Here is a 22,906-nt window from a genome sequence, read left to right as displayed (position 1 = left end):
CAGGGCGAACCAGCGAAGTCTCACAAGAGCAGGCTTTTTCTGGTTCCCAGGCTGAGCCTGTGAATGTTTATTACTGAGCCTCAGCCTCAATTAAAATCGGTTTCAAAGAAAGAGGAGGTAGAACCTCCAAATAAGGGTTTCCAGGTTGATACTGGGAACGAGGATATATGTAAAAAATTGGGAGTTATTAAAGTTGAATAATCCAATATTTTCTGATATTCAAAATCATTGGGCGGAAGATTGCATTAAGCAGCTCTCCCAGCGCAATTTAATTAGTGGGTACCCGGATGGAAGTTTTCGCCCTAATGCACCAGTGACGAGAGCGGAATTTGCGGCACTGCTGCGAAAAGCATTTCCCAACGCCGCACCAATACGTAATGCTATTACCTTTGTCGATGTGCCATCAAATCATTGGGCAAATCAAGCGATTCAAGCTGTATATCGGGCGGGTTTTTTGTCTGGTTATCCGGATCGAACTTTTAAGCCAAACCAACAAATTCCGCGAGTGCAAACTTTTGTTGCTATGGTGTCGGGATTAAAGTATAGCCCTACAAAAACACCTAGTGAGACAATAAAAAAGTATTTTGATGATGGGTTAGAAATTCCTAGTTATGCGATAAATGCGATCGCATCTGCAACCGAAAGATATCTTGTGGTTAATTATCCTAATGTTAGGCGCTTCAACCCCAATCAAAACGCCACCAGAGGCGAGGTAGCAGCATTGATTTGTCGTGCTTTAAAAATCTCTGGAGTGCCGTTGCAGTACATTCCGGGAATGGAATTTATTGTCATTGGGGCGCAATTTGAAGAAGCTGATGCCTTTGCCGAAGGGATGGCACGAGTCAAAATCGGGGAAAAATGGGGCTATATTGACAAAACAGGTAAACTCGTAATCGCGCCACAATTTGATGAGGCTGATGCTTTCTCGGATGGAGTGGCACTGGTCAGGCAATATAAGGTAAAGAGAGAGTAATGGAAACTCGTGGCGTTTGGATTACCAGCACAGACAGCAAAGTTTTGAATTCCCGGCAAAACATTGCCGAGGCGATGGATTTTCTCGCGCAAACGGGATTTAATGTCATATTTCCTGTTGTTTGGAACAATGCTTATACTTTCTATCCCAGTAAAGTTATGCGGGAAAATTTTGGTGTAGAAATCGACTCGCGATTTGTTGGACGCGACCCCTTAGCCGAAGTTATTATCGAAGCACGTCGGGTAGGAATTGGGGTTATCCCTTGGTTTGAATATGGATTCGCCTCTTCTTACAATCAAAATGGGGGCCACATCCTCGCAAAAAAACCTCATTGGGCTGGCCGCGACTTCAACGGCAATATTCTGAAAAAGAACAGTTTTGAGTGGATGAATGCGTTCGATTCTGAGGTGCAAGATTTCCTGCTGAACCTGTTACTAGAAGTTGCTAAAAATTATGATATTGATGGTATCCAAGGCGATGACCGACTTCCGGCACTTCCTAGCGAAGGTGGTTATGACCGGGGAACAAGCGATCGCTACTTTCGACAATTTAATCAAAACCCGCCGCAAAACTCTAGAGATCCGCAGTGGCTTCAGTGGCGTGCAGATATTCTCACTGATTTCTTAACTCGTCTGTATCAGGAACTCATTAATGTTAAACCAGGTTTGATAATTTCGATGGCACCCAGTCTCCCCGGTTGGGCGCTTCAAGAATATCTGCAAGATGCCATAGCTTGGCTTGACCGGGGGCTGATCGATATGCTGCACCCGCAACTTTATCGCCGCGACTTCTTGAGCTACAAACAGCTGATTGATAGTATCGTCACCCAGCAATTTACAACTTGGCAACTGCCTTTTTTGATGCCTGGTATCCTGTTAAAGGTGGGGTCGTATCGCATCAGTCCCGACTACCTTTTACAAGCGATCGCTTACAATCGTTCTCGTGGTATTCCAGGCGAGGTGTTATTCTTCTACGAAGGTCTGCGAGAAGACAACGATGCTTTAGCTAAAGCCTTGCGTTCAGGCCCCTACGCTCAACCTGCACCATTTAAGCCCTCAGACTTAAAAAAGCTTGGCTTTACTGAGCGGAGAACTAGCGGCAAATACAGCTATATAGATAGTACAGGAACAATCGTAACTCAGCCCCAATTTGATTGGGCTGATTCTTATAATAACGGGTTAGCGCCTGTAAAAATCGGCTACAAGTGGGGTTATATTGACAAAACAGGTAAACTTGTCAGCCGATTACAGTTTGACCGCGCTGAACCTTTAAAAGAAGGGCTAGGATTAGTAAAAATTGGGAACAAATATGGCTATATCGACAATACAGGAAAACTTTTAATTCTGCTGCAAGTTGATGATGCTGAATCTTTTTCCCAAGGGCTGGCAGCAGTCAAAATTAATAACAAGTGGGGCTACATTAATAAACTTTGGAATACGGTCATCCCTTTGCAATTTGATAGCGCTGATAGCTTTTCTGAGGGGTTAGCATTGATAAGTGTTGGTGGCAAATACGGCTATATTGATATGACCGGAAGGGTTATATTACCGCCGCAATTTGATGATGCTAAGTCTTTTTCCGAAGGGCTGGCGGCAGCAAAGATTGCTGGAAAATGGGAATATATTAATAAAACTGCTCAGGTGATAATACCACCGCAATTTGAGGAGCCTGAATCCTTTTCTGAAGGACTCGCGGCGGTAAAGATTGCTGGGAAATGGGGCTATATTGACAAAAGTGGCAAACTGGTAATTCCCACAGAATTTGATGTAGCTAAGCCCTTTTCCCAAGGACTGGCGCTGTTTAATATTGGTGGAGAATGGAAAGTGGACAGCAATAATGGCGAACTGTTTTTCAGCGGCGGTAAGTGGGGTTATATCCGCAATGTTATTTCTTAAAAATCGAGGCTAAAAATTTAAAACGCAAAGGTACGCAGAGATATTAGTTTTACCTTGCGTTTTTTTGCGTCAAAAAGATAATCATGTCTATGCTGTCAGAGTGGGTGAAGCGAAGCTATCGCCTTGAGGCGAGCTCTCAACCTGAATGCTTGAGGCGGTTTTGTTCGCTCCTATCTTTGCCGCCAAGAAAGGCAAAGTGATGCAAATCCCACTTGAAACCAGCGTCATTAGTAAACAATCAACTAAACCCATATTCTTATGTGCTTTTTTCACAATCAGGCTCAGGAAAACTTATCGCTTTCCATGTATTTATTTTGAAGGTAAATTTCGGAAATGGAGCAACTGCAAGGGTTTGAATAAATTGTAGCAGTAATAAGATTTACTTATACATACTGAGTGATCGCTGCCTTGCATTTTTGTAAGTGGCTAAGCAAAATTAATTTTTGAAAATTCAAAATCAGGGTGTCAGGAAACTAGGCAATTCCAGCAGATGAAAGTAAGCAAGAGCTGCAACTACCAGAGTGTAAAGCGTTGAGCCACCCAGCCCAATCAACAAATCCCGTTTTGGGTTTTGCTGCTCTTTGGCTACAAACATATCCATCGCTCCCATCTGCATCATCACAATCCCTAATACATTGGAGAGCCAATAGCCAACAATCGTAAACGGCAAAAACCAGTCTGGGTTCATCCAACTGACGAGATAGCCAAACAGTAGCGCAATCGGCAGATTAAAGAACAAGTCGTTCCACCACGAGAGGGGAGAGAGCATATAGCCAATTCCTAACAGAAAGCCACCTCGCAGTTTCTTGAACACGACGATTACTCCCGCTCTCAAATTGTTTAAATACGTTAAGCATCATTAATTAGTATGGCATCGCACGCGAACGAATCATTATGGTAAAGATTCCTTAACCCTGTTCTGGTGCGGTTGATGCTACACAAAGGAAGCTTGACGAGAGCAGGCGTGTTTATTTTTTTTTGTCTTTTCTCTAGTTAGCTGGCTGCAAACGCGGACGCACAACCTGAGCAAAATCTTCGCGTCCAGTCTCCAACTGCGGCGGAACGCCATTAGGATAAGTTTGAGAAATTAAATTTTGTAAGCGTTCAATGCGGTTACCGGGGTTGGGGTGAGTGCTGAAAAACTCCGGCGATTGTCCACCCGGTCTGGCATTAGCAAGTATCTGCATTACTTCTACAATACCTTTAGGGTTATAGCCAGCTTCAGTCATAAATCGGAAACCCAGGCGATCGCTTTCTAACTCATCCTCACGCCCGTACCGCAGACTGACCATCTGGTTAACCGCTTGGGCAAGCACTGCTGCTTGCCGACCCCCGCCTTGGTCGTCGCTTGCTGCTACCCCCACCGCACTCACCAGAGCTTGACCGAGTTGCTGCTTTGCCAAACGTTCCGCACCGTGTCTTCCTATGACGTGTCCTACCTCGTGTCCCAGCACAGATGCCAATTGAGCTTCCGATGAGAGACGACGCAGCAAACCAGCAGTGATGAAAATCTGTCCTCCCGGTAGCGCGAAAGCATTGACAGTTTGTGGGTCGCGCAATAGATGGAATTCAAAGGGATAGGGGGCATTCCTTGCCTCTGACCGCTGCACCACCGTAGTTCCTACCTGGTCAATATACTGCTGTAGCGCCTGATCTGGGTACAACCCGCCATGTTGAGCAGCCATACGCGATCGCGCTTGCAGCCCTAATATTACCTCCTCCTTTGGTGTCAGCTGTACGCGCTGGTTTTCCCCAGTTATCGGGTTTTGGGAAGTGGAACTACAGTAACTAACCAGTCCAAATAGCGTCAGTAAAAGCGCAATCCCCAGCCTTATCAATGCTCTCACTGCTTGTCTCCAAATTTACTGGTCTGAAGGGTATCATAATACCTGCCAATCCAGCATCAGTCTCAAGGTTACATTAATAGTTCTTCTTAATGATCTCCATGATTCTAAAGCTTGGACACTAGACTATGTTTTCATAAGAGCAAAGTGTTAATTTTAATTAATTTCAAACAACATATATTGCCCTACACAATTGTTAAACAATTCATCTAAAGGCTTATAGAAAAAACCGTTAGCTATTCCTTTGAGGTATATCAACTTATATCGTCTGGCAGATGGGATAGCTTTGTAAGAACTGATATTCTGTAGTTAACTCGAAAAGAAAGAGATTAAAGGAAACAGGACTATGAATATTATTGCTTGGATTGTTTTAGGACTGATTGCTGGTGCTATCGCTAAAGCCATCTATCCTGGTCATCAGGGCGGTGGGATTCTAGGAACAATCCTGTTGGGAATTATTGGCTCTTTCATTGGCGGTACGTTGGGGCTTTGGTTAACAACAGGGACTTTAGCGCTAGGAACTGCACCTTTTAGTATAGGCGGAATCATTGCTTCTATTATCGGCGCACTTATTGCAGTATTTCTGTGGAACTTGGTTACCCGCAGAGCCGCTTAATCAGCTTGGCTTAGCTGCTAACATTTCGGCGGCACTAAGATGAGGAATATGCGATCGCACTTCCAAGGTGAGTATCCCATTCTCCCAGTAGTGGAATTGCCACTTAATAAGCAATTTGCTTTACCTAACGCCCTTGCGGGAGAATACTCACCTTGCCCCCAGCCAATTAAAGGTTGATGATTTCTGACGTAGTTTACTGACTGCTAGAATCAGTAGTAAGACATTCCAGAATTTATCAACCTGGTAAAATATTCGGGCAAAATTTATTTGTGATTGTGATAAGCATCTATCAACAGCTAAAAAAAGCTTCCAACTGTAGCCGTATCCTACCAATAGCAATTTAAGGGTTAGGTGCAATACATCTGTAGGGACATGGCATTGCCATGTCCCTACCAAGGCCACGGGAAGGTCAGAATTGCGATATATTCCACCCAACTGAAGTTCCTACTTAAAGTTTTTCACTGGGCTCAAAACTTTAGTTGCGATCACTTGACTAGGTGACACTTGCCACTGAAATATTTTTACCGAAAATATAATAACTCCTAACTCCCTCCTTATATTGGTATCAGTTGACACCCAGCAATTTTCCAATTGCCGTTATGTTGTCTTTGCATCAGATAAATTGCCTTTATCAGCCTCCCTTCCCGGTCGAATAGCAGCACCTGTGCAGAAGGGAATCCTTCAATATAGGCGATTTTTTCAAACATCACCGAACGAGGACGATACACCGGATCGTAGGCAGTTTTTACCATCCTCATAAAGTTTTCGGGAGTGCCGAATTGAGCTTTAATTTCTCGGCTGGCAAAAGAGAAAGCGCCAACAGCATCATCCTTTTGAAACGCTTCTATTTGGTGAGAAATTACAAAGCGAATGGCAGTGCGGTCATTATCAGTTACTTCCATATTTTGAGCTTAAAAAAGTGATAGATATGGAACTAATTCGGGAACCAGAGTGGACAAGTTTAGGATTTGGGAACCTTAATCAAAGTAGCAATAACATCAAGGAAAGCACCTTGATTAAGGCTATTTTAGACCTAAAAAGGCAATTGTCAGCTTGTGTTTGCTAAATCCTTGCGGCGCAATAAAACACAAGTGCTTTAGGCTTCATGGAATCACAATATTTTCTAAACCAGTTTCTGCCCTTGGATATTGAGGATTCATTGCTTCCAAAGTGTCCACAATGGTTCGAGCAATTACCAAGTTGCGATACCACTTATTATTTGCAGGTACAACGTACCACGGGGCATAGGCAGTAGAGCAATTATTAATTGCTTCCTCAAACGCCATTTGGTAATCGTCCCAAAATAGGCGCTCTTTGATGTCATTACTAGAAAATTTCCAGTGCTTCTCCGGGTTATCCAACCGACTCTGCAAACGCCGTTTTTGTTCGTCTTTGGAAATATGGAGAAAAAACTTAATTACCCCAATGTTGTTAAAAGTGAGCATTTGCTCAAAGTCATTAATCGCGTGATAGCGCTTTCGCCAAATATCCTCCGGAACCAACTGCTTGACTCGCACAACTAGCACATCTTCGTAATGCGAACGGTTGAAAATCGTAATCATGCCACGTCGAGGCGATCGCTGGTGATAACGCCACAAGAAATCGTGACTGGCTTCCTCATCACTGGGCTTTTTAAACGACCAAACTTGGCAGCCTTGGGGGTTAATGCCTTGAAAGACGTGTTTAATCGTGCCATCCTTACCGCCAGTGTCCATCGCTTGCAGTACAATTAGCAGACTGCGCTGGTTTTCAGCATACAAGCGTTCTTGTAAATCTCCCAGGCGATCGCGCAGATGCTCAAGTTCCTCTTCGACGTGTTGCTTTTTTGTATAGTGTTCTGAGGCGTTTGGATCGATATCGGCTAAACTAATTCGCTCTCCCGGTTTAACCCGATATTGGGGATAATTCGGTTTCGGTGGTGGCTCATCGACTACGATTGTTTCCGGTGACATGACATCAGCAATTTGTGCCGCCGCCAAAGCTGCTGCCTTTTTGGTTTTGGGAGCTTCAGCTTGAGCTATATCGTTGGCAGCACTATCTGTATTATTTTCGGAATTACTGCGATCGCTCATAGGGCTTTTCTGGTTGTCCAGCTGAGGGGAACCTATTTTTGATATTAGTTCAGGTACATTGGAAAGCATCCCTGCCGCAAGGCAGACGAGAGGGATAACTTGCAGTGTCGGATGCTACAGCAGCGTCAATTGGCAACCCGATCCGTCTGGTGCTTTAACTGAACGCGATCGCCTTCCCAGTACGAATTAATAGTGCAACTGCAACTACCAAATCAGGTATCCACAAGAAGTGAACAGGAGATTTCTTCAACAATCAGAAAATTTTCCTATCTCCTTTAGGACTCGTTAGCCGCGTTGCATAATAGAAGAGTGAATTGTACTAGATGTGCATCTATTAAAATAAGTTTAATCACCTAGAGGTTAACTGAAATTGCTCAACTTGACGATTGACACTACTACAACTACAGAACCGCTGGGATTTTTGAGCGAGTTTGGGTAAGATTGATTCTTCCCCTACCCTACGTGGTTCAACAAGCAGGAGCGTATTTTACAAAGCAATCGGATTTCCTGCGTTACCCTAAAGATGTCAAAGGTCTTTCTCTCCTCTCTGGGATTGAGAAGACTCCTATGCTGTTGTGCTTACATCACCGGATCTTCAATGCCATTATAAAATTTTGCATCTATCCTGAATTTACAACAGTTTTACCTTGTATCAGGTATACTCACTTATTCTGCCTTGAATTACATGATGGCAATGAATTTGTGTGTAATTTAACTAGAGTATTCAGAGTTGCCAATAGGCAAATAACTTGCTAAATAAAGTCTCTTAGATTGAGGTTTATCCTTATGCCAAACCATCTTGTATACATTATCATGGACAGTTGCCGATATGACAGCTATGAGGCAGCATCAACACCGAATATGGATCGGTTAGGGCTGGCGGAGCCTCGCTACAGCTATGCTTCTTGGACATCTCCTTCCCACTACACAATGCTCATGGGGATGATTCCTCATACTAGCCCTCGCGGTGTGTTTGCCTCGGAAGTCTATAAGCAGGAATTTTTGAAATGGGTAGATCGGCTGGGAATTCCCGACTTGTCTTTCAAAACTTTTGTCCCTCAATTGTCTTTGCCTAAAGTTTTAAAAGACTTTGGATACAAAACAATTGCACGAGTTTCCATGCCTGTGCTGAATCAATTTACCAGTATAAATCAATTTTTTGATGACTATGTTTTGATGTCGAATCATAACGACTTCGCCACAATGGTGCATCAAATTGATTTTTCAGGTTCTGAACCTTGTTTTTACTTTCTGAACCTGGGGGAAACCCACTATCCATATATGCTTAAAGGCGATGATATGCCGCGTATATCTGGAGTTCATGGGGTGTTTAAGAATATGGATCAATTCGCACTTGCTAAGAATGAACCTGGAGAAAGCAAGTTTTTTGAACAGGAGGAAATGCAGCGCTTACACAAGCAGCAAATATCCTGTGTTGAATATATAGATGGGCTTTTGGGAGAACTATATCGCAAGTGTCCTGAGAACACTCACATTATCCTGACAGCAGATCATGGAGAGTTATTTGGAGAAGATGGCTATTTTGGTCATGGCCCTGTAATGCACCACAAATGCTTTGAAGTGCCTTTTGTCGAGGGTCTGCGTCCGACCATCTAAGAGCTATATGTTTCTGTGGTGACTACTTACAATAGATCAATAGATGGCAAAAAGCTGGGAAGTCTCAACATCTTGCAGATAAATAATTTTAGCTTCTACCCTGCCTTAATAAGCACCAAACCAGAGATGTTTTCCACTAATTTCTGGAAAATTTGGCGATTACATTGTAGACACTTTTACAAACACGGTAGAAAAAAACTATAATTCAGGCTTTGCGAGGATGCCAAGCCAATTAGCAAAACTCTTGTAAAGGAGGCACCGAGATTTGATGACTAGGGAGATATTATTAAAGAATGTAAGCTGTAGTTATATGTATTCTTAAAAGTATTTTTAGCTATAATGAGTAGATTTATTACATTAATTCACTAACAGAAAATATTCCGTGAAATTACGGATGAAAGTGAAACCCAAATAGAAATAGGCTGAAATTATTCAATATATTTTATAGTTAACAGAAAACCCACAAATTAATTATCCAAAATGTTAACTACAAAAAAGATATAAAACCAGAAACTTTTTTATTGCCAAACTCATCTGGTTATTTTATTTTTCCTTTACTTGACTGATCCCTGTCGTGATAATAAGGCAAGACTCATGAATACCTTCACCTGTTTCTCCCTAAGCCCTATTGGATTAGAACATCCTGGTCTAGCGATCGCAACCTCTAGAGCAGGCGGTGTGGGTGTGCTGGATTTAGAATTTTGTCGGGATTCCGAACAAGCGACGAGGAATCTGGATAAGCTTTTAGAGCTAGTTAATCCTAGCAGTCAGATAGGGTTAAGGTTAAAAGTTGACCAAGTTGCTGATAGCCAAAAATTGCTGCAACGGCTGCTGCATCGCTCCCATTGGATAATTCTAGCTGGATGGGAAGCACGATCCTTAGGGGAGGTTATCGCGTGTCTGCCCCAGTGCCAATCGCGCCGCCTATTGCTGGAAGTCACAGATGTTGAACAGGCACAAGGCATCAATTACCATGCAGAAATCTTTGGGTTAGTGGCGAAGGGACAGGAAAGCGGCGGTTGGGTAGGTGAAGACCCGGCATTTATCCTGACGCAAAAACTCTTAAATGTCAGTAGTCAGGAGTTAGTAGACGTTGGAACTACTGACAACAAACAAATTCTTCCAATCTACGTGCAAGGTGGGATTGGGATTCATACAGCAGCAGGAGTCTTGGCAGCTGGTGCAGCAGGTGTGGTACTTGACGATCAATTGTGGTTGATGCCAGAATCGCCCCTCCCCGGTGCATGGCAACGTTACCTCAACAACCTGAACGGACAAGAAGCGATCGCAATTGGCGATCGCCTCAACCGCAGTTGTCGCGTGTTGTCTCGTCCCGGTTTCCAGGCAATTACCGCTTTGCAACAACTGGCAGAAAAAATAGAAATTCAGGAACTGGGGACTGGGAACTGGGGACAAGGAAGCAACCCCTCAATCTCTAGTTGGCAACAGGCGGCTACATCCTTAATCGGTTGGGATTCGCCTGGAACTTTAGCATGGCCTATGGGACAGGCTGTAGGATTAGCCGCTCATTTTCGACTTCGCTACCAGACGACAGGCAAACTAATCCAAGCCATTCTCAAGCAAAGCCTCGCTAATGTGAAAAAGGCTGAACAACTACAGCCACTAGCACCAAATTCACCCTTAGCCGCTTCTCATGGCACCCGCTATCCGATTATGCAGGGGCCGATGACCAGAGTCAGCGACAAGGCAGAATTTGCGATCGCAGTGAATAAAGCGGGCGCTTTGCCGATGCTGGCGTTAGCGTTAATGCGAGGCAAGCAGGTAGAAGAATTATTGCAGGAAACGAAGCAAAAAATTGGCTCTAGCGCTTGGGGAGTCGGCATTCTGGGCTTCGTCCCCCAAGCACTACGGGAAGAACAACTGCAAATCGTCAAAGCTGTTAAGCCGCCATTTGCCTTAATTGCAGGCGGTCGTCCAGATCAGGCGGCTGACTTAGAAGCCGAAGGAATCGCCACCTACCTTCACGTTCCGACACCGGGATTGCTGCAAATGTTCCTCGAACAAGGGGCGCGGCGGTTTGTCTTTGAAGGAAGGGAATGCGGCGGACACGTTGGCCCATTGAGCAGCTTTATGCTTTGGGAAAGCGCCATTGAGACACTTTTAAAAGACGTTCCGGCGGGCAAAGAAAGCGAAATCCACGTTTTCTTTGCTGGGGGGATTCACGATGCTCGTTCTGCTGCCACAATCAGCGCGATCGCTGCGCCTTTGGTAGAACGCGGGATGAAGATTGGCGTGCTGATGGGAACAGCTTATTTATTCACCCAAGAAGCTGTCAAGTGCGGTGCAATTGTGGAAGGATTCCAGCGCACAGCACTAACTTGCACTCATACTATCAATTTGGAAACCGGGCCAGGTCACGCCAGCCGTTGTGCAATTACTCCCTTTGCTGAAGAATTTTACGCAACTCGACGGGAAATGTTGGCGGCGGGTCATTCCCCTGAAGAAATTAAGAATGTTTTAGAAGATTTGACGCTGGGACGCTTGCGCGTTGCTTCTAAAGGTTTGGTGCGCGATGAGCAAGGTATTGTTCTCGTGGAAACTCAAAAACAACTGACTGATGGAATGTACATGATTGGTCAAGTTGCCACTCTGCGTAACTCTGTTTGCACCTTAGAAGAGTTACATCAGGATGTTTCACAAAAGAGTTCAGAGTTGTTAGTTCATAGCAATGAACTATCAACCGTAAAAAATGAACCGTCTCCCTCAGATGTAGCAATTGTCGGTCTTAGCACACTGCTACCGAAGGCTGAATATCCAGATACCTTCTGGGAAAATATTTTGCATAAAGTAAGCGCCATTACAGAAATTCCAGCACACCGTTGGGATTGGCGACTTTATTACCATCCAGACCGTACCGCACGAGACAAAATCTATTCCAAATGGGGTGGTTTTATCGATGATGTGCAATTCGATCCGGTGCGGTATGGAATTCCGCCCAAGTCGGTGAAATCGATCGACCCAATTCAACTGCTGGCGCTGGAGGGAGTGCGACGGGCGTTAGCAGATGCGGGGTATGAGTCGGGAGACTTTGACCGGGAGAATACTTCGGTTATTTTTGGCGCAGCAACAGGTGCGGGGGATTTGGCGCATCAATACGCCACGCGATCGCATCTTTCTCTCTATGTAGACGAACCCTCAGAGCAAACTTTGGATCGTTTACCAGAATGGACAGAAGAATCATTCCCAGGCATTCTATTAAATGTTGCCGCAGGTCGCGCTGCTAATCGCTTTGATTTTGGTGGGGTAAACTTCGCCGTTGATGCTGCTTGTGCTTCTTCCCTAGCAGCAATTCACCTAGCCGTTCGAGAATTGGAAAGCGGTCGCAGCAATGTGGTAATTGCCGGCGGAGTAGACACCGGGCAAAGCCCCTTTGCCTACTTGACATTTAGCAAAACTCAGGCTCTCTCGCCACAACAGCAACCCCGCGCCTTTGACAAAGCAGCCGACGGGATTGTGATCAGCGAAGGGATTGTGATTCTGGTGCTGAAACGTCTAGCTGATGCTGAACGAGATGGCGATCGCATCTATGCTGTAATTAAATCTGTTGCGGGTTCCAGCGATGGCAAAGCCTTGGGATTAACAGCGCCCCGTCCAGCGGGACAAATGCGAGCCTTAGACCGCGCCTACACCCAAGCTGGTTTCTCACCCAACACTCTAGGATTATACGAAGCTCACGGAACGGGAACTGTTGCCGGAGATAGAGCAGAAGCCGAGACAGTCACCGAAACCTTAAAAGCAGCCAATACACCGCCCAAGTCCTGCGTCATCGGTTCCGTCAAAACTGTAATCGGTCACACTAAGAGTTCGGCTGGCGTAGCGGGACTCGCCAAAGCAACATTAGCTTTGCACAACGCAGTTTTGCCACCCCACTTAGGCGTAGAAAATCCCCTAGATACTCTTGCCGATCCGCAAAGCCCAGTGTACTTGCTCAAAGAAGCAAAGCCTTGGCTGATGCACCCGAATTATCCCCGCCGCGCTGGTGTCAGTGCATTTGGCTTTGGCGGCACTAATTTTCATGTAGTGCTGGAAGAATATCGAGGTAACTTGCGCGATCGCACGCTTGGTGCCGATACTTGGCCTTGCGAACTGTTTGTTTTCAAAGCTGCCAACTCCGAAGCTTTAACAAAAGAGATCGGCACTTTGTTAGAAGCTTTACGCACTGGTGCCACTCCTCGCCTACGAGACTTAGCTTACAGCTACTCTCTCAAAGCTCAAACAACCTCACAGAATGTTTGTCTAAGCATTGTTGCCGAAAGCCTCCAACAGTTGCAAGCAGCTTTGGAATTAGTCATTAATCAAGACACACAACAACCCTTACCACCGCACATTCAACTGTCGTCTGTCAATAACAACGGACAAAAAATTGCCTTCCTCTTCCCCGGACAAGGATCGCAATATCCAGATATGGCTCGTTCCGTGGCACTATATCGCCAGGAAATGCGAGAAGCATTGGAATTTGCCGACCGCGAGTTACAGCAGTGCTTTCCCCAATTGTTGAGTCAATTTATCTATCCACCGAGTGCCTATTCTGAAGAACAAGAAGCACTCAACCAAAAACAACTGACTGATACGCAGATCGCGCAACCGGCAATTGGTGCTGTGGAAACCGGATTTATCGACTTGGCGGCAAATCTGGGTTTAAAGCCGGATATGGTTTGCGGTCACAGTTACGGAGAATATACTGCCCTTTACGCGGCGGGAGTTTTGTCTCGGCAAGACTTTCTGCACCTTTCTCAAACCAGAGGCAAAATCATGGCAGCTGCCTGTAAAGGTGCCGATGGTGCAATGGCAGCAGTGCAGATGCAACGCCCAGAATTGCAGGCGCGGTTAGCTAGTGTTGAGGGGGTGGTAATTGCCAATCATAACGCTCCTTTGCAAACAGTAATTTCTGGAAACAAAGACGCGATCGCTCAAATTGTAGACCAGCTGAACGCCGAAGGAATCATGGCGCGGATGCTGCCAGTCAAGGGCGCTTTCCACTCTCCCTTAGTAGCTTCTGCCCTTAACCCACTAATCGAAGCTATCGACAAAGTGACATTGCGATCGCCCACGATTCCTGTTTATGCTAACTCCACGGCTCGTCCCTATGATGCCGATTCCGAGGCAATTTCCACTCAGTTATCTAAACACCTGATCCACAGCGTCGAGTTTGTCAGCCAAATTAACGCCATGTATGCAGCTGGCGCTCGAATTTTTGTGGAAGTTGGCCCCAAGAGCATCCTGACTAAATTAGTTGGGCAGATTCTGGAAGGAAAAGACCATACAGTTGTCTCCCTCGACGGACAAGGCGGGGGGATGCGAGGTTTTCTGATAGCTCTGGGTACACTATGTACGCAGGGCATCAATATCCAGTTACCAACTCTATTTGAAGGGCGGAACGTGCGTCAGCTAGATTTATCCTTGCCAGCTTTGACGAAAAAACCAGATATTTCGCCCACAACTTGGCTGTTAACTGGTGCTAGTTCCAGACCTATCAAGGACGCGGTGGGTCACATGGGTAAAACACCGCTGATAAATCAGGACACCGCCGCCCAAAGCAAAGCGCTAAATGCAAAACAACCAGAACAAGAAACAGCCTTACCAGTGGTGGGAACTTCTGGAAGTTCTACAAAGTCAGCAGTGAAGTTTGCTGGACAGCATCAGGAAGAAGAAAACAAGAAACCCACTACTAATTCCGCCCCCACTTCGTGCAGCGCTAACAGTCCTCAGCCCTCAGCACTATCACCAGGAGTTGCTCCCAAATTGACAATGACCCCTTACCCAGAACAACAGCCCACACCATCACCCAGCGCCTCAGCTCTTACTGGCGAGACTGCCCTAGCAGCTTACCAAGCTTATCAAGAAACCATGCGGCAATTCCTGGGGTTACAGGAACAGGTGATGAAGCAGTTTCTCGGAGGGGTGAATTATCAATCGCCCCAACAGCCGCAACAAATACCATCAAAGAAGGCGATCGCGTCTACTCCCCGGATCGTTACCAACTTCAGCCAGCCTTCGGAAAATGGTAGCAACAATGGTGCAAAAACGCCTGAAGTGTTAATCCAAAATACCAATGGTACAGCGATCGCTCCTGTCGTACCGACACCACAACCTGACATTCAATTGCCAGTTGTCACTCCTCAGCCCTCAGTCGTCCAAACCCCAACAAACAACGCACAGCTTCCAGATCGCGCTGTTTTGACCCAAAAATTATTGCAGTTAGTTAGCGATCGCACTGGCTACCCAACAGAAATGTTAGGGTTAAACGCTGACATGGAAGCGGAACTCGGTATCGACTCGATTAAACGGGTGGAAATTTTGGGTGCTTTGCAAAAAAGCTTGCCAGAACCTTTCAGCAGCTTGATGCGATCGCGCATGGAAAACTTCACCCGCGCCAAAACCCTCAACAGCGTTGTTGAACTACTAAATAGTCAATTAACAACCAACAGCCAACAAGCAACAACTAACAACCAACAGCTTCCAGATCGAACTGCTTTGACCCAAAAATTGTTGCAGTTAGTTAGCGATCGCACTGGCTATCCAACAGAAATGTTAGGGCTAAATGCTGACATGGAAGCCGAACTCGGTATCGACTCGATTAAACGGGTGGAAATTCTGGGTGCTTTGCAAAAAAGCTTGCCCGAACCTTTCAGCAGCTTGATGCGATCGCGCATGGAAAACTTCACCCGTGCTAAAACCCTCAACAGCGTTGTGGAACAATTACTAAAATCTGGTAATGTTCCGGAGGAAAATAATAGCCTGGGAAAGTCATTGCCCCGGTAGAAGCCCTGCCGCGCTACATAATGAAAGCGCGGACAGAACTTTTACCTGACACGGAAGTAGTCTCCCTTAACGGGCTATTTCTGATTACCCAAGATCAGATGTCCGTTGCGCCTTACGTCTCGGAAGGCTTGCGGCGCATGGGAGCCACCCCAGTTACCATCTCCACTGCTAGTCTGCTCAATCCGGAAAAACTGGCGGCTGAGATTAACGAAGCGCGATCGCTCAATGGGGAAGTCAGAGGAATTATCCATCTGAGCGCACTTTCTCCCATCCCCATGCCGGAAACTCTCTCAGAGTGGCGACAGTACACCCAAATCGACTGCAAAAGCTTATTGACAGTTCTCCAAATTTGTGAATCTGACCTAATCCCCCCAGCCCCCCTTCCCTATGAGGGAAGAGAGGTGTCTAGCGCCCCTCTCCTAACAGGAGAGGGGCAGGGGGAGAGGTTCCCCTATACGCAAGTCCTAGCAGCCTCGCTACTAGGAGGGCAGTTTGGGCGCGAAGGTAGCTGTAGTTCTGGTCTTCCCACAGGTGGCGGTAGTAAAGGGCTACTCAAAACAATGGTGCAGGAATGGTCTGGAGTGGAAGCGAAAGCCATCGATTTCGACGATAGTTTATCAGCCGCCGAAATTGCTAGAACAATCATCCAAGAATTGCTGGGATCAGGAGGTCACTCAGAAATCGGCTACCCACAAGGAAAGCGGATGGTATTTCAGCCAGTTTTGGCACCTTTATCTTCCATTCCTGGTTCCTCCTTGCCGATTCATCCTGCCAAAGATTGGGTAGTTCTAATTACTGGTGGTGCCAGAGGTATTACAGCCGAAATTGCCAGTACCTTTCTGATTCCTGGGATTACCCTGATACTGGTTGGTCGTTCTCCTGAACCTGCGGAGGAATCTCCCGACACAGCAGGAATCGAGGATGTCTCGCAACTGCGGAAAATATTGCTAGCAGCGCAAGGAAAGCCAGTAACGCCTGTACAGATTGAGAATCAACTACGGGGAATATTACGCGATCGCGTCATCCGTCGCAACCTCAGCCATTGTCGGCAAGCTGGTGTCAACGTTGAATATCAAGCAGTTGATGTTAGAAACGCTGGAGAATTTGGCTATTTCATCGAGGAAATTTACTCTCGCTACGGTCGTCTGGATGCCGTCGTTCACGGTGCTGGTGTCATCGAAGACAAGCTAATAGTTGATAAAACCCTAGAATCCTTCGACTTTGTGTTTGATACGAAAGTCGATAGTGCCTTTATTCTCAGCCGACACCTGCGACCCGACTCTTTAAAATTACTCGTTTTCTTCACCTCCGTTGCCGGAAGCTTTGGCAATCGCGGACAGTCAGACTATGCTGCTGCTAACGAAGTTGTCAACCGTCTGGCATGGCAACTAGACCAGCGTTGGCAAAATACTCGCATTGTCGCCCTCAACTGGGGGCCTTGGGACATCACGGGTATGGCTTCTGAGTCAGTGAATCGTCAGTTTCGAGAACGAGGCGTTATTCCCATTCCCCCTCATGCAGGTCGTCACTTCTTTATTGAGGAACTGCGTTATGGAAATAAGGGCGACACAGAGTTAATTATTGGGACTTTTGAAGGATTGGGGGCTGGGAATGAAGGGACTGGGGACTGGGGACTGGGGACTGGGCATCCAATCACGTTTTCTCAACTACAAATTCAACCCAATAGCACCGTTACCTTAGAACATACTTTCTCGCTTCTGTTGCATCCCTACTTGCAAGATCATTGCCTGGACGGTAAACCAGTTTTGCCGGCTGCGGGTGCCTTAGAGTGGATGGCGCAATTTGTCCAAGCTGCTTGGTCAGAATGGACAGTAACAGAGGTTCGGGATTTGCGAGTTTTGCGGGGAATTGTACTCGAAGAAACCAGAAAAGTGCTTTTTATCGCTCGTGCTTCTAGTCACTCCGACTTGGAATCTTTGGAAGTGGCAGCCCAAATTGTAGACCCTGAGAGTAAAATTCCTTTCTACAAAGCTACTGTGATTCTGCGTCCGCAGATGCTGGCATCGCCTAAGGTGCAAATAGACGCTTTAGATTCCGGCAATAGTTTGGATGTTGCTGTTGCTTATCGTGACTATTTATTCCACGGGCCTAGTTTCCAGTTATTGACAGCTATTGACCGATTAAATGAGCAAGGAATTGATGCTGAGGTGATGCCATCGCCGCAATCATCTTGGTTATTTGACTTGGCTTTAATTGATACAGCACCGCAGTTAGCGATCGCTTGGTCGCGTGTCCAAAAAGGTACAACTGCCTTACCTTCAAGATTTGGCTCAGTTATCCGCTATGGCAAATCAGCGCTCAATAGTGTGCTAAAAGTTGCTTTTCGGGTTACTCAAGCTGACGACCATATGCTTGTGTACGATGCCATTTTTATTGATAAAAACGGTAACGTCCGCTTCCATCTCAAAGACATAGAAAGTACCTGCAATACCGCCCTTAATCGTTTGGCAAGCAAATTATGAATAAAATAGGTTCATCTACCAATATTGCGATTATCGGGATGTCTGCCTTGTTTCCGGGAGCCAAAAATTTGTGTGCTTACTGGGAAAATATTCTGAACAAGGTAGATGCGGTTGAGGATGCACCCGATGAATGGGCTGGTGCTTATTTTGATCCAAATTCTACCGAAAGCGGTCGCATATACACCCGTAAAGGTGGCTTTTTGGGTAAATTAGCTGAATTTAACCCGGTTGAATTTGGGATTATGCCAAATTCAGTGGATGGGGGAGATCCAGACCACTTTCTATCCCTGAAACTAGCACGGGATGCGATCGCTGATGCGGGCTACACAGATAAACCTTTCAATCGTGAAAAAACCGGGATTATTCTAGGGCGAGGCACCTATATTAATCGGGGTTTTGTCACGGCACTCCAGCAGAGTATGATTGTAGACCAAACGCTGGATTTGCTGTGTCAACTGCATCCAACACTCGACCAAGACACATTAAATAGTATTCGCCAAGAGCTAAAGAGTAGCGTACCGCCTCTAGCTGCGGAAATCATCCCCACTTTGGTTCCCAACGTAGTTACAGGACGCATCGCTAACCGCCTAGACTTGATGGGGCCAAATTACGTAGCTGATGCTGCTTGTAGTTCTTCCCTGATTGCGGTTGAACTAGCAATGAACGAATTAATCAGCGGTCGTTGTGACATGATGCTGGCTGGAGGCGTACAAGCTGCCACGCCTGCACCGATTCATATGTTGTTCTGTCTGTTGGGGGCTTTATCTCACGGTAAAATTCGCCCGTTTGACACGTCAGGGGCAGGGACTCTGCTAGGCGAAGGTGTGGGTTTCTTGATTTTAAAACGGCTAGAGGATGCAGAACGAGATGGCGATCGCATCTATGCTGTTCTCAAGGGAGTCGGCACCTCCAGCGACGGCAAAGCACTAGGCTTGCTAGCACCCCGCCTCGAAGGTGAAGTTTTGGCGTTACAGCGTGCTTACGAAAATAGTGGCATCGATCCAGACACTATCGGGCTAATTGAAGCGCACGGCACTGGCATCCCCTTGGGAGAACAGACCGAGATGCAGACGCTAAATCATGTCTTTGGTCAGCGTCAAGGAAACTTCCCACGCTGTGCCTTGGGTTCTGTGAAATCGATGATCGGTCACTGCATCCCAGCCGCAGGTGTTGCCAGTCTAATCAAAACTGCGTTGGCATTGTACCACAAAGTATTGCCCCCGATGCTGTGCGACGAGGTGAATCCAGCCTTAGAAATTGAGAAAACGCCATTTTACATCAATACCGAAGCTAGACCTTGGATTCATGGAGAACAAACTCCACGCCGCGCCGGAATCAACGCCTTTGGATTTGGTGGAATTAATGCTCATGCAATCTTAGAAGAATATAGAGGCTGGGGACTGGGGACTGGGGATTGGGAACTGGGACAATCCCAATCCGAAATCCAACAACCAATTACCAATTGGTCTACAGAACTACTAATTTTCTCTGGTAATAGTAAGCAAGACCTGATTGCTTCCATCAACAACATTCAGCAAATTTTGCAAATCGATGAAAGTATATCGCTTGCCAACCTTGCCTATACTTTATCGGAAGCAAACACGCAGCACCCTCATCGTTTAGCAGTCATTGCCAAAAACGTTCCAGAAATACAAACAAAGCTAAAACAAGCACTAGAAAAATTAGCCGATCCCAAATGTACTAAACTGCAAACGCGCAGCGGAATTTACTACACAGCAAATGTAAAAGAATCGGGTAAAACAGCCTTTTTGTTTCCCGGCGAGGGGTCGCAATATCCTAATATGTTGGCTGACCTCTGCTTGTACTTCCCTAAAGTTCGGGCGTGGTTCGACTTGTCAGATGAAACCTTTGCGGGAATCTGGAAAAATCCACCCAGTCGCTTTATTTTCCCATCCCCAACAGGCTTAACACAAGAAGAACAAAAGCTGGGGGAAAAGCAGTTATATGCGATGGATGTTGCTACCGAAGCTGTGTTTACTGCTGGCATGGCTTTAGACGAACTGCTGCACGATTTTGGCATCAAATGTGATGTTATGGTTGGTCACAGCACGGGGGAACATACTGCTTTACTCGCTTCAGGTGTCTCCCGCGTCAAAGGGAAAAAGCAACTGATAGAAATGAAACGTCTTCTAAACCAAAGTTATAAGGATTTAGAGGCAACAAATAGCGTTCCAAAAGGAGCATTATTAAGCGTTGGTGCTATTGAGCCTGATTTCATTAAAACGCTGCTCAATGCTTACTCAGGACGCTTGCATTTGGCGATGGACAACTGCCCAAATCAGGTGGTTTTGTTTGGCAGTACGGGTGATATTGATGAAGCTGCAAATCAAATAAAAGAGGCGGGCGGAATTTGTATGCACTTGCCCTTCGACCGCGCCACTCATACGCCTCTATTTGAAGAGATGGCATCGGCTTTACGCAGCTACTATGAAAAGTTGGACATGAGTGCTGGTCATACTAGCCTTTATAGTTGTGCGACTTGTACCGAATTTCCATCAGACCCAGAAACTATCCGCGATGTAGCTATTAAACAGTGGTCTAGTCGAGTACGTTTTCGAGAAACAATTGAAAACCTTTATGATGAGGGCGTGAGAACCTTTATCGAAGTTGGCCCCAGCAGCAATCTAACTGGCTTTGTCGATGATATTCTCCGTAACCGTGATTATGTTGGTATACCCAGTAATACTCAGCGAAAATCTGGTCTAGAACAAATCCAAGTTTTGCTGGCAAGACTGTTTGTAATGGGCAAAGAAATTGATCTGGCTCCTTTGTATAAAAATCGCCAAGTAATGCCAGTCAATTTGGATGTGACAACTGTACAAAATGGCATTAAAAAACCTAGCCCTATTTTGGATCTAACGCTGCCCATAATGCAGTTGCGTCCAGAGTTTGCCCAATCAATACAGGAGAAGTTTCACTCCCACCAACCTGCTGACTCACATTTTGCACCGGAAAAACCTAACCCCTTAACCGTTTTACCCTCCGTTGAAGGAGAAGAAATTCTCTCTTCTCCAAGGGAAGCAAAAGAAATTCTCCCCTTCCATAGCAGGGGAGAGGTCGAACCTGCGGAAATTCAAACAATGGCGTTAAACCAACCCTTACAATCTTTTGAAAATAGTGCAATATCCAGTGAAGTCAGTTTGGAGAAAGTGAGGAAAGTAGACGCACAAGAGTCCTTTGATACTTCTTCCGAAACTCCTGTTTTCTCGGATGACATCCGCTTAGCTGTTGTATCGGCACACTTTGATTTGATGCAAGAATTTCTCGCGAGTCAGGGAAGGGTGATGACATCTCTGTTTTCTAACCCTACTGACAGCAACGATTCGGAGTGATAAAGCCAAAAAACTCGGTTTTCTTAGAAGTTACTCTTACGTGTCTAACACCGAGTTTTTAGTAAAAGCTGGTTTTTATGTACATACCGACAAAGAAAATGCTTCCTTCTCCTCCTTTCCCTCTTTCGCCCTCTGCCCCTGTCCTCTCCGAACCTTGGATGCAAGTAGAAACGGGTCTAGTTAGTAGGCGTATTTATGTAGATCCAATACCAGAAAATTCTCTAAATCCTTGGCATCAGGAACTGGCTGATTTGATGTTAAATGACAAAGAGCGGGAGATTTGGGATAAACTACCAGAAAAAGGGACAAGACGACGCGATCGCTTATTCGGTCGGATCGCTGCTAAAGACGCTGTACGCCAGTGGGCAAAACAAGCTTTCAACTTGGAAATTGCACCTCTAGATATTGAAATTTTAGCTACAGAATTGGGTAAACCGTTTTTGCGTTGTCCTAGCTTAGAGGTGATGGTGCCATTACCGGATATTTCTATCAGTCACAGTCGAGGTTATGTAGTTGCAGCTTTAGGGCGATCGCGTCTTGGTATCGACTTAGAAAGACTGGGAAATATTCGCTTTGAAGATTGGATTGATGCTGCCTTCAGCCCCTCAGAATTGGAATTACTGCCTTCGGCAAATCTCCTGATTGCACTCGGTTTTTGGTGTGCCAAGGAAGCCGCCAGCAAAGCAGTCGGGACAGGATTGCAAGGAGTACCGGGAAAGTGGGCGATCGCTTCCTGTTCTCCTGATGGTAAACAAGTAAAAGTAACTCACAATAATGAGTGTTTTCCTGTCCATATATGGTATAGCGATAATGAAGTCTTAGCTATTTGTCAGTGTTAAATAGATGGGCATAAATAAACGTCACAAAAACCTAACCCTCGACTCCCTTCCCTCATAGGGGAGAGGAAGTCAGATTCTCCTCCTCTCGTAGGGGAGGGACGACATTAAAAAAGCAACAAGCCAGGTTTTAAAGAGGCAAAAATCATGCAAGTCACCGAAACAAATATTCACTCAACAATCATCGACATTCTGCAAGACATGACCCAAGAATGGGAACTGGAATTAGATGGAATTACTGGTAATACAAAGTTAGTAGAAGACCTGAGTTTTGCTTCTGTTGACATCATTCATTTAGTTGTCACTTTGGAAGAGCATTTTAAGCAAAAGTTAGGGTTCGATCAGTTGCTAATGCGCGGCGGTCGCTATGTAGATGACCTCAGCGTAGACGAAATAGTAACCTTTGTCACACAAAAATTAAACGGGTAAAAATA

General features: G+C 45.8%; 14 protein-coding genes. 10 read left to right on the top strand and 4 right to left on the bottom strand.

Translation table 11 applies throughout. The features are described 5' to 3' along the window. Positions 1-193 precede the first annotated feature (193 nt). Positions 194-973 (top strand): S-layer homology domain-containing protein, encoded by a 780-nt coding sequence (locus tag H6F66_RS11905; protein WP_190421402.1) that lies wholly within the window; start codon positions 194-196, stop codon positions 971-973. Continuing rightward, positions 973-2,868, top strand: a complete 1,896-nt coding sequence (locus H6F66_RS11900; RefSeq protein WP_190421399.1) for a WG repeat-containing protein — start codon at positions 973-975, stop codon at positions 2,866-2,868. Before H6F66_RS11905 ends, H6F66_RS11900 begins: the two co-directional genes overlap by 1 nt. 457 nt (positions 2,869-3,325) lie before the next feature. Here H6F66_RS11900 and H6F66_RS11895 read toward each other — a convergent pair whose 3' ends face one another. Further along, on the bottom strand, positions 3,326-3,682 hold the full coding sequence (locus tag H6F66_RS11895) for a hypothetical protein (protein ID WP_190421398.1): 357 nt from the start codon (positions 3,680-3,682) through the stop codon (positions 3,326-3,328). Between the two features lie 175 nt (positions 3,683-3,857). Beyond that, positions 3,858-4,715 carry a M48 family metallopeptidase gene (locus H6F66_RS11890; protein ID WP_347269370.1) on the bottom strand — a complete coding sequence of 286 codons (858 nt, stop codon included), beginning with the start codon at positions 4,713-4,715 and terminating at the stop codon, positions 3,858-3,860. A 343-nt stretch (positions 4,716-5,058) separates the two neighbouring features. On the opposite strand from H6F66_RS11890, the gene H6F66_RS11885 reads away from it, so the two are divergent. Next, on the top strand, positions 5,059-5,328 hold the full coding sequence (locus H6F66_RS11885) for a GlsB/YeaQ/YmgE family stress response membrane protein (protein WP_190421396.1): 270 nt from the start codon (positions 5,059-5,061) through the stop codon (positions 5,326-5,328). A gap of 554 nt (positions 5,329-5,882) precedes the next feature. Here the strand turns inward: H6F66_RS11885 and H6F66_RS11880 are convergent. Next, a complete protein-coding gene (locus H6F66_RS11880; protein ID WP_190421394.1) occupies positions 5,883-6,230 on the bottom strand; it encodes a DUF4864 domain-containing protein in 348 nt (115 codons plus the stop codon). A gap of 201 nt (positions 6,231-6,431) precedes the next feature. Continuing rightward, positions 6,432-7,400: a polyphosphate kinase 2 family protein gene (locus tag H6F66_RS11875; protein WP_190421392.1), complete on the bottom strand. Its 969-nt coding sequence runs from the start codon at positions 7,398-7,400 to the stop codon at positions 6,432-6,434. 58 nt (positions 7,401-7,458) lie between these two features. Here H6F66_RS11875 and H6F66_RS28890 point away from each other — a divergent pair, with 58 nt between their 5' ends. From H6F66_RS28890 to H6F66_RS11845, 7 genes are all read left to right on the top strand, one after another. Continuing rightward, positions 7,459-7,590, top strand: a complete 132-nt coding sequence (locus H6F66_RS28890; RefSeq protein ID WP_277873939.1) for a hypothetical protein — start codon at positions 7,459-7,461, stop codon at positions 7,588-7,590. 596 nt (positions 7,591-8,186) lie between these two features. Further along, the gene (locus H6F66_RS11870; protein ID WP_190421391.1) at positions 8,187-9,017 is read left to right on the top strand and encodes a sulfatase-like hydrolase/transferase; all 831 of its coding nucleotides are present in this window, start codon (positions 8,187-8,189) and stop codon (positions 9,015-9,017) included. 594 nt (positions 9,018-9,611) lie between these two features. After that, positions 9,612-15,800 (top strand): type I polyketide synthase, encoded by a 6,189-nt coding sequence (locus H6F66_RS11865; protein ID WP_190421389.1) that lies wholly within the window; start codon positions 9,612-9,614, stop codon positions 15,798-15,800. A gap of 20 nt (positions 15,801-15,820) precedes the next feature. After that, positions 15,821-18,283, top strand: a complete 2,463-nt coding sequence (locus H6F66_RS11860; RefSeq protein WP_190421387.1) for an SDR family NAD(P)-dependent oxidoreductase — start codon at positions 15,821-15,823, stop codon at positions 18,281-18,283. Continuing rightward, on the top strand, positions 18,280-21,636 hold the full coding sequence (locus H6F66_RS11855) for a type I polyketide synthase (RefSeq protein ID WP_190421385.1): 3,357 nt from the start codon (positions 18,280-18,282) through the stop codon (positions 21,634-21,636). Before H6F66_RS11860 ends, H6F66_RS11855 begins: the two co-directional genes overlap by 4 nt. A gap of 98 nt (positions 21,637-21,734) precedes the next feature. Then, positions 21,735-22,475: a 4'-phosphopantetheinyl transferase superfamily protein gene (locus H6F66_RS11850; protein WP_190421383.1), complete on the top strand. Its 741-nt coding sequence runs from the start codon at positions 21,735-21,737 to the stop codon at positions 22,473-22,475. A gap of 144 nt (positions 22,476-22,619) precedes the next feature. Beyond that, positions 22,620-22,901, top strand: a complete 282-nt coding sequence (locus H6F66_RS11845; protein ID WP_190421381.1) for an acyl carrier protein — start codon at positions 22,620-22,622, stop codon at positions 22,899-22,901. Positions 22,902-22,906 lie beyond the last annotated feature (5 nt).

The sequence above is a fragment of the Trichocoleus sp. FACHB-6 genome (assembly GCF_014695815.1).
Taxonomy (GTDB): domain Bacteria; phylum Cyanobacteriota; class Cyanobacteriia; order Cyanobacteriales; family FACHB-T130; genus Funiculus; species Funiculus sociatus.
The sequence above is the reverse complement of the archived record's forward strand: the minus strand, read 5'-3'. Positions and strand labels throughout refer to the sequence as shown.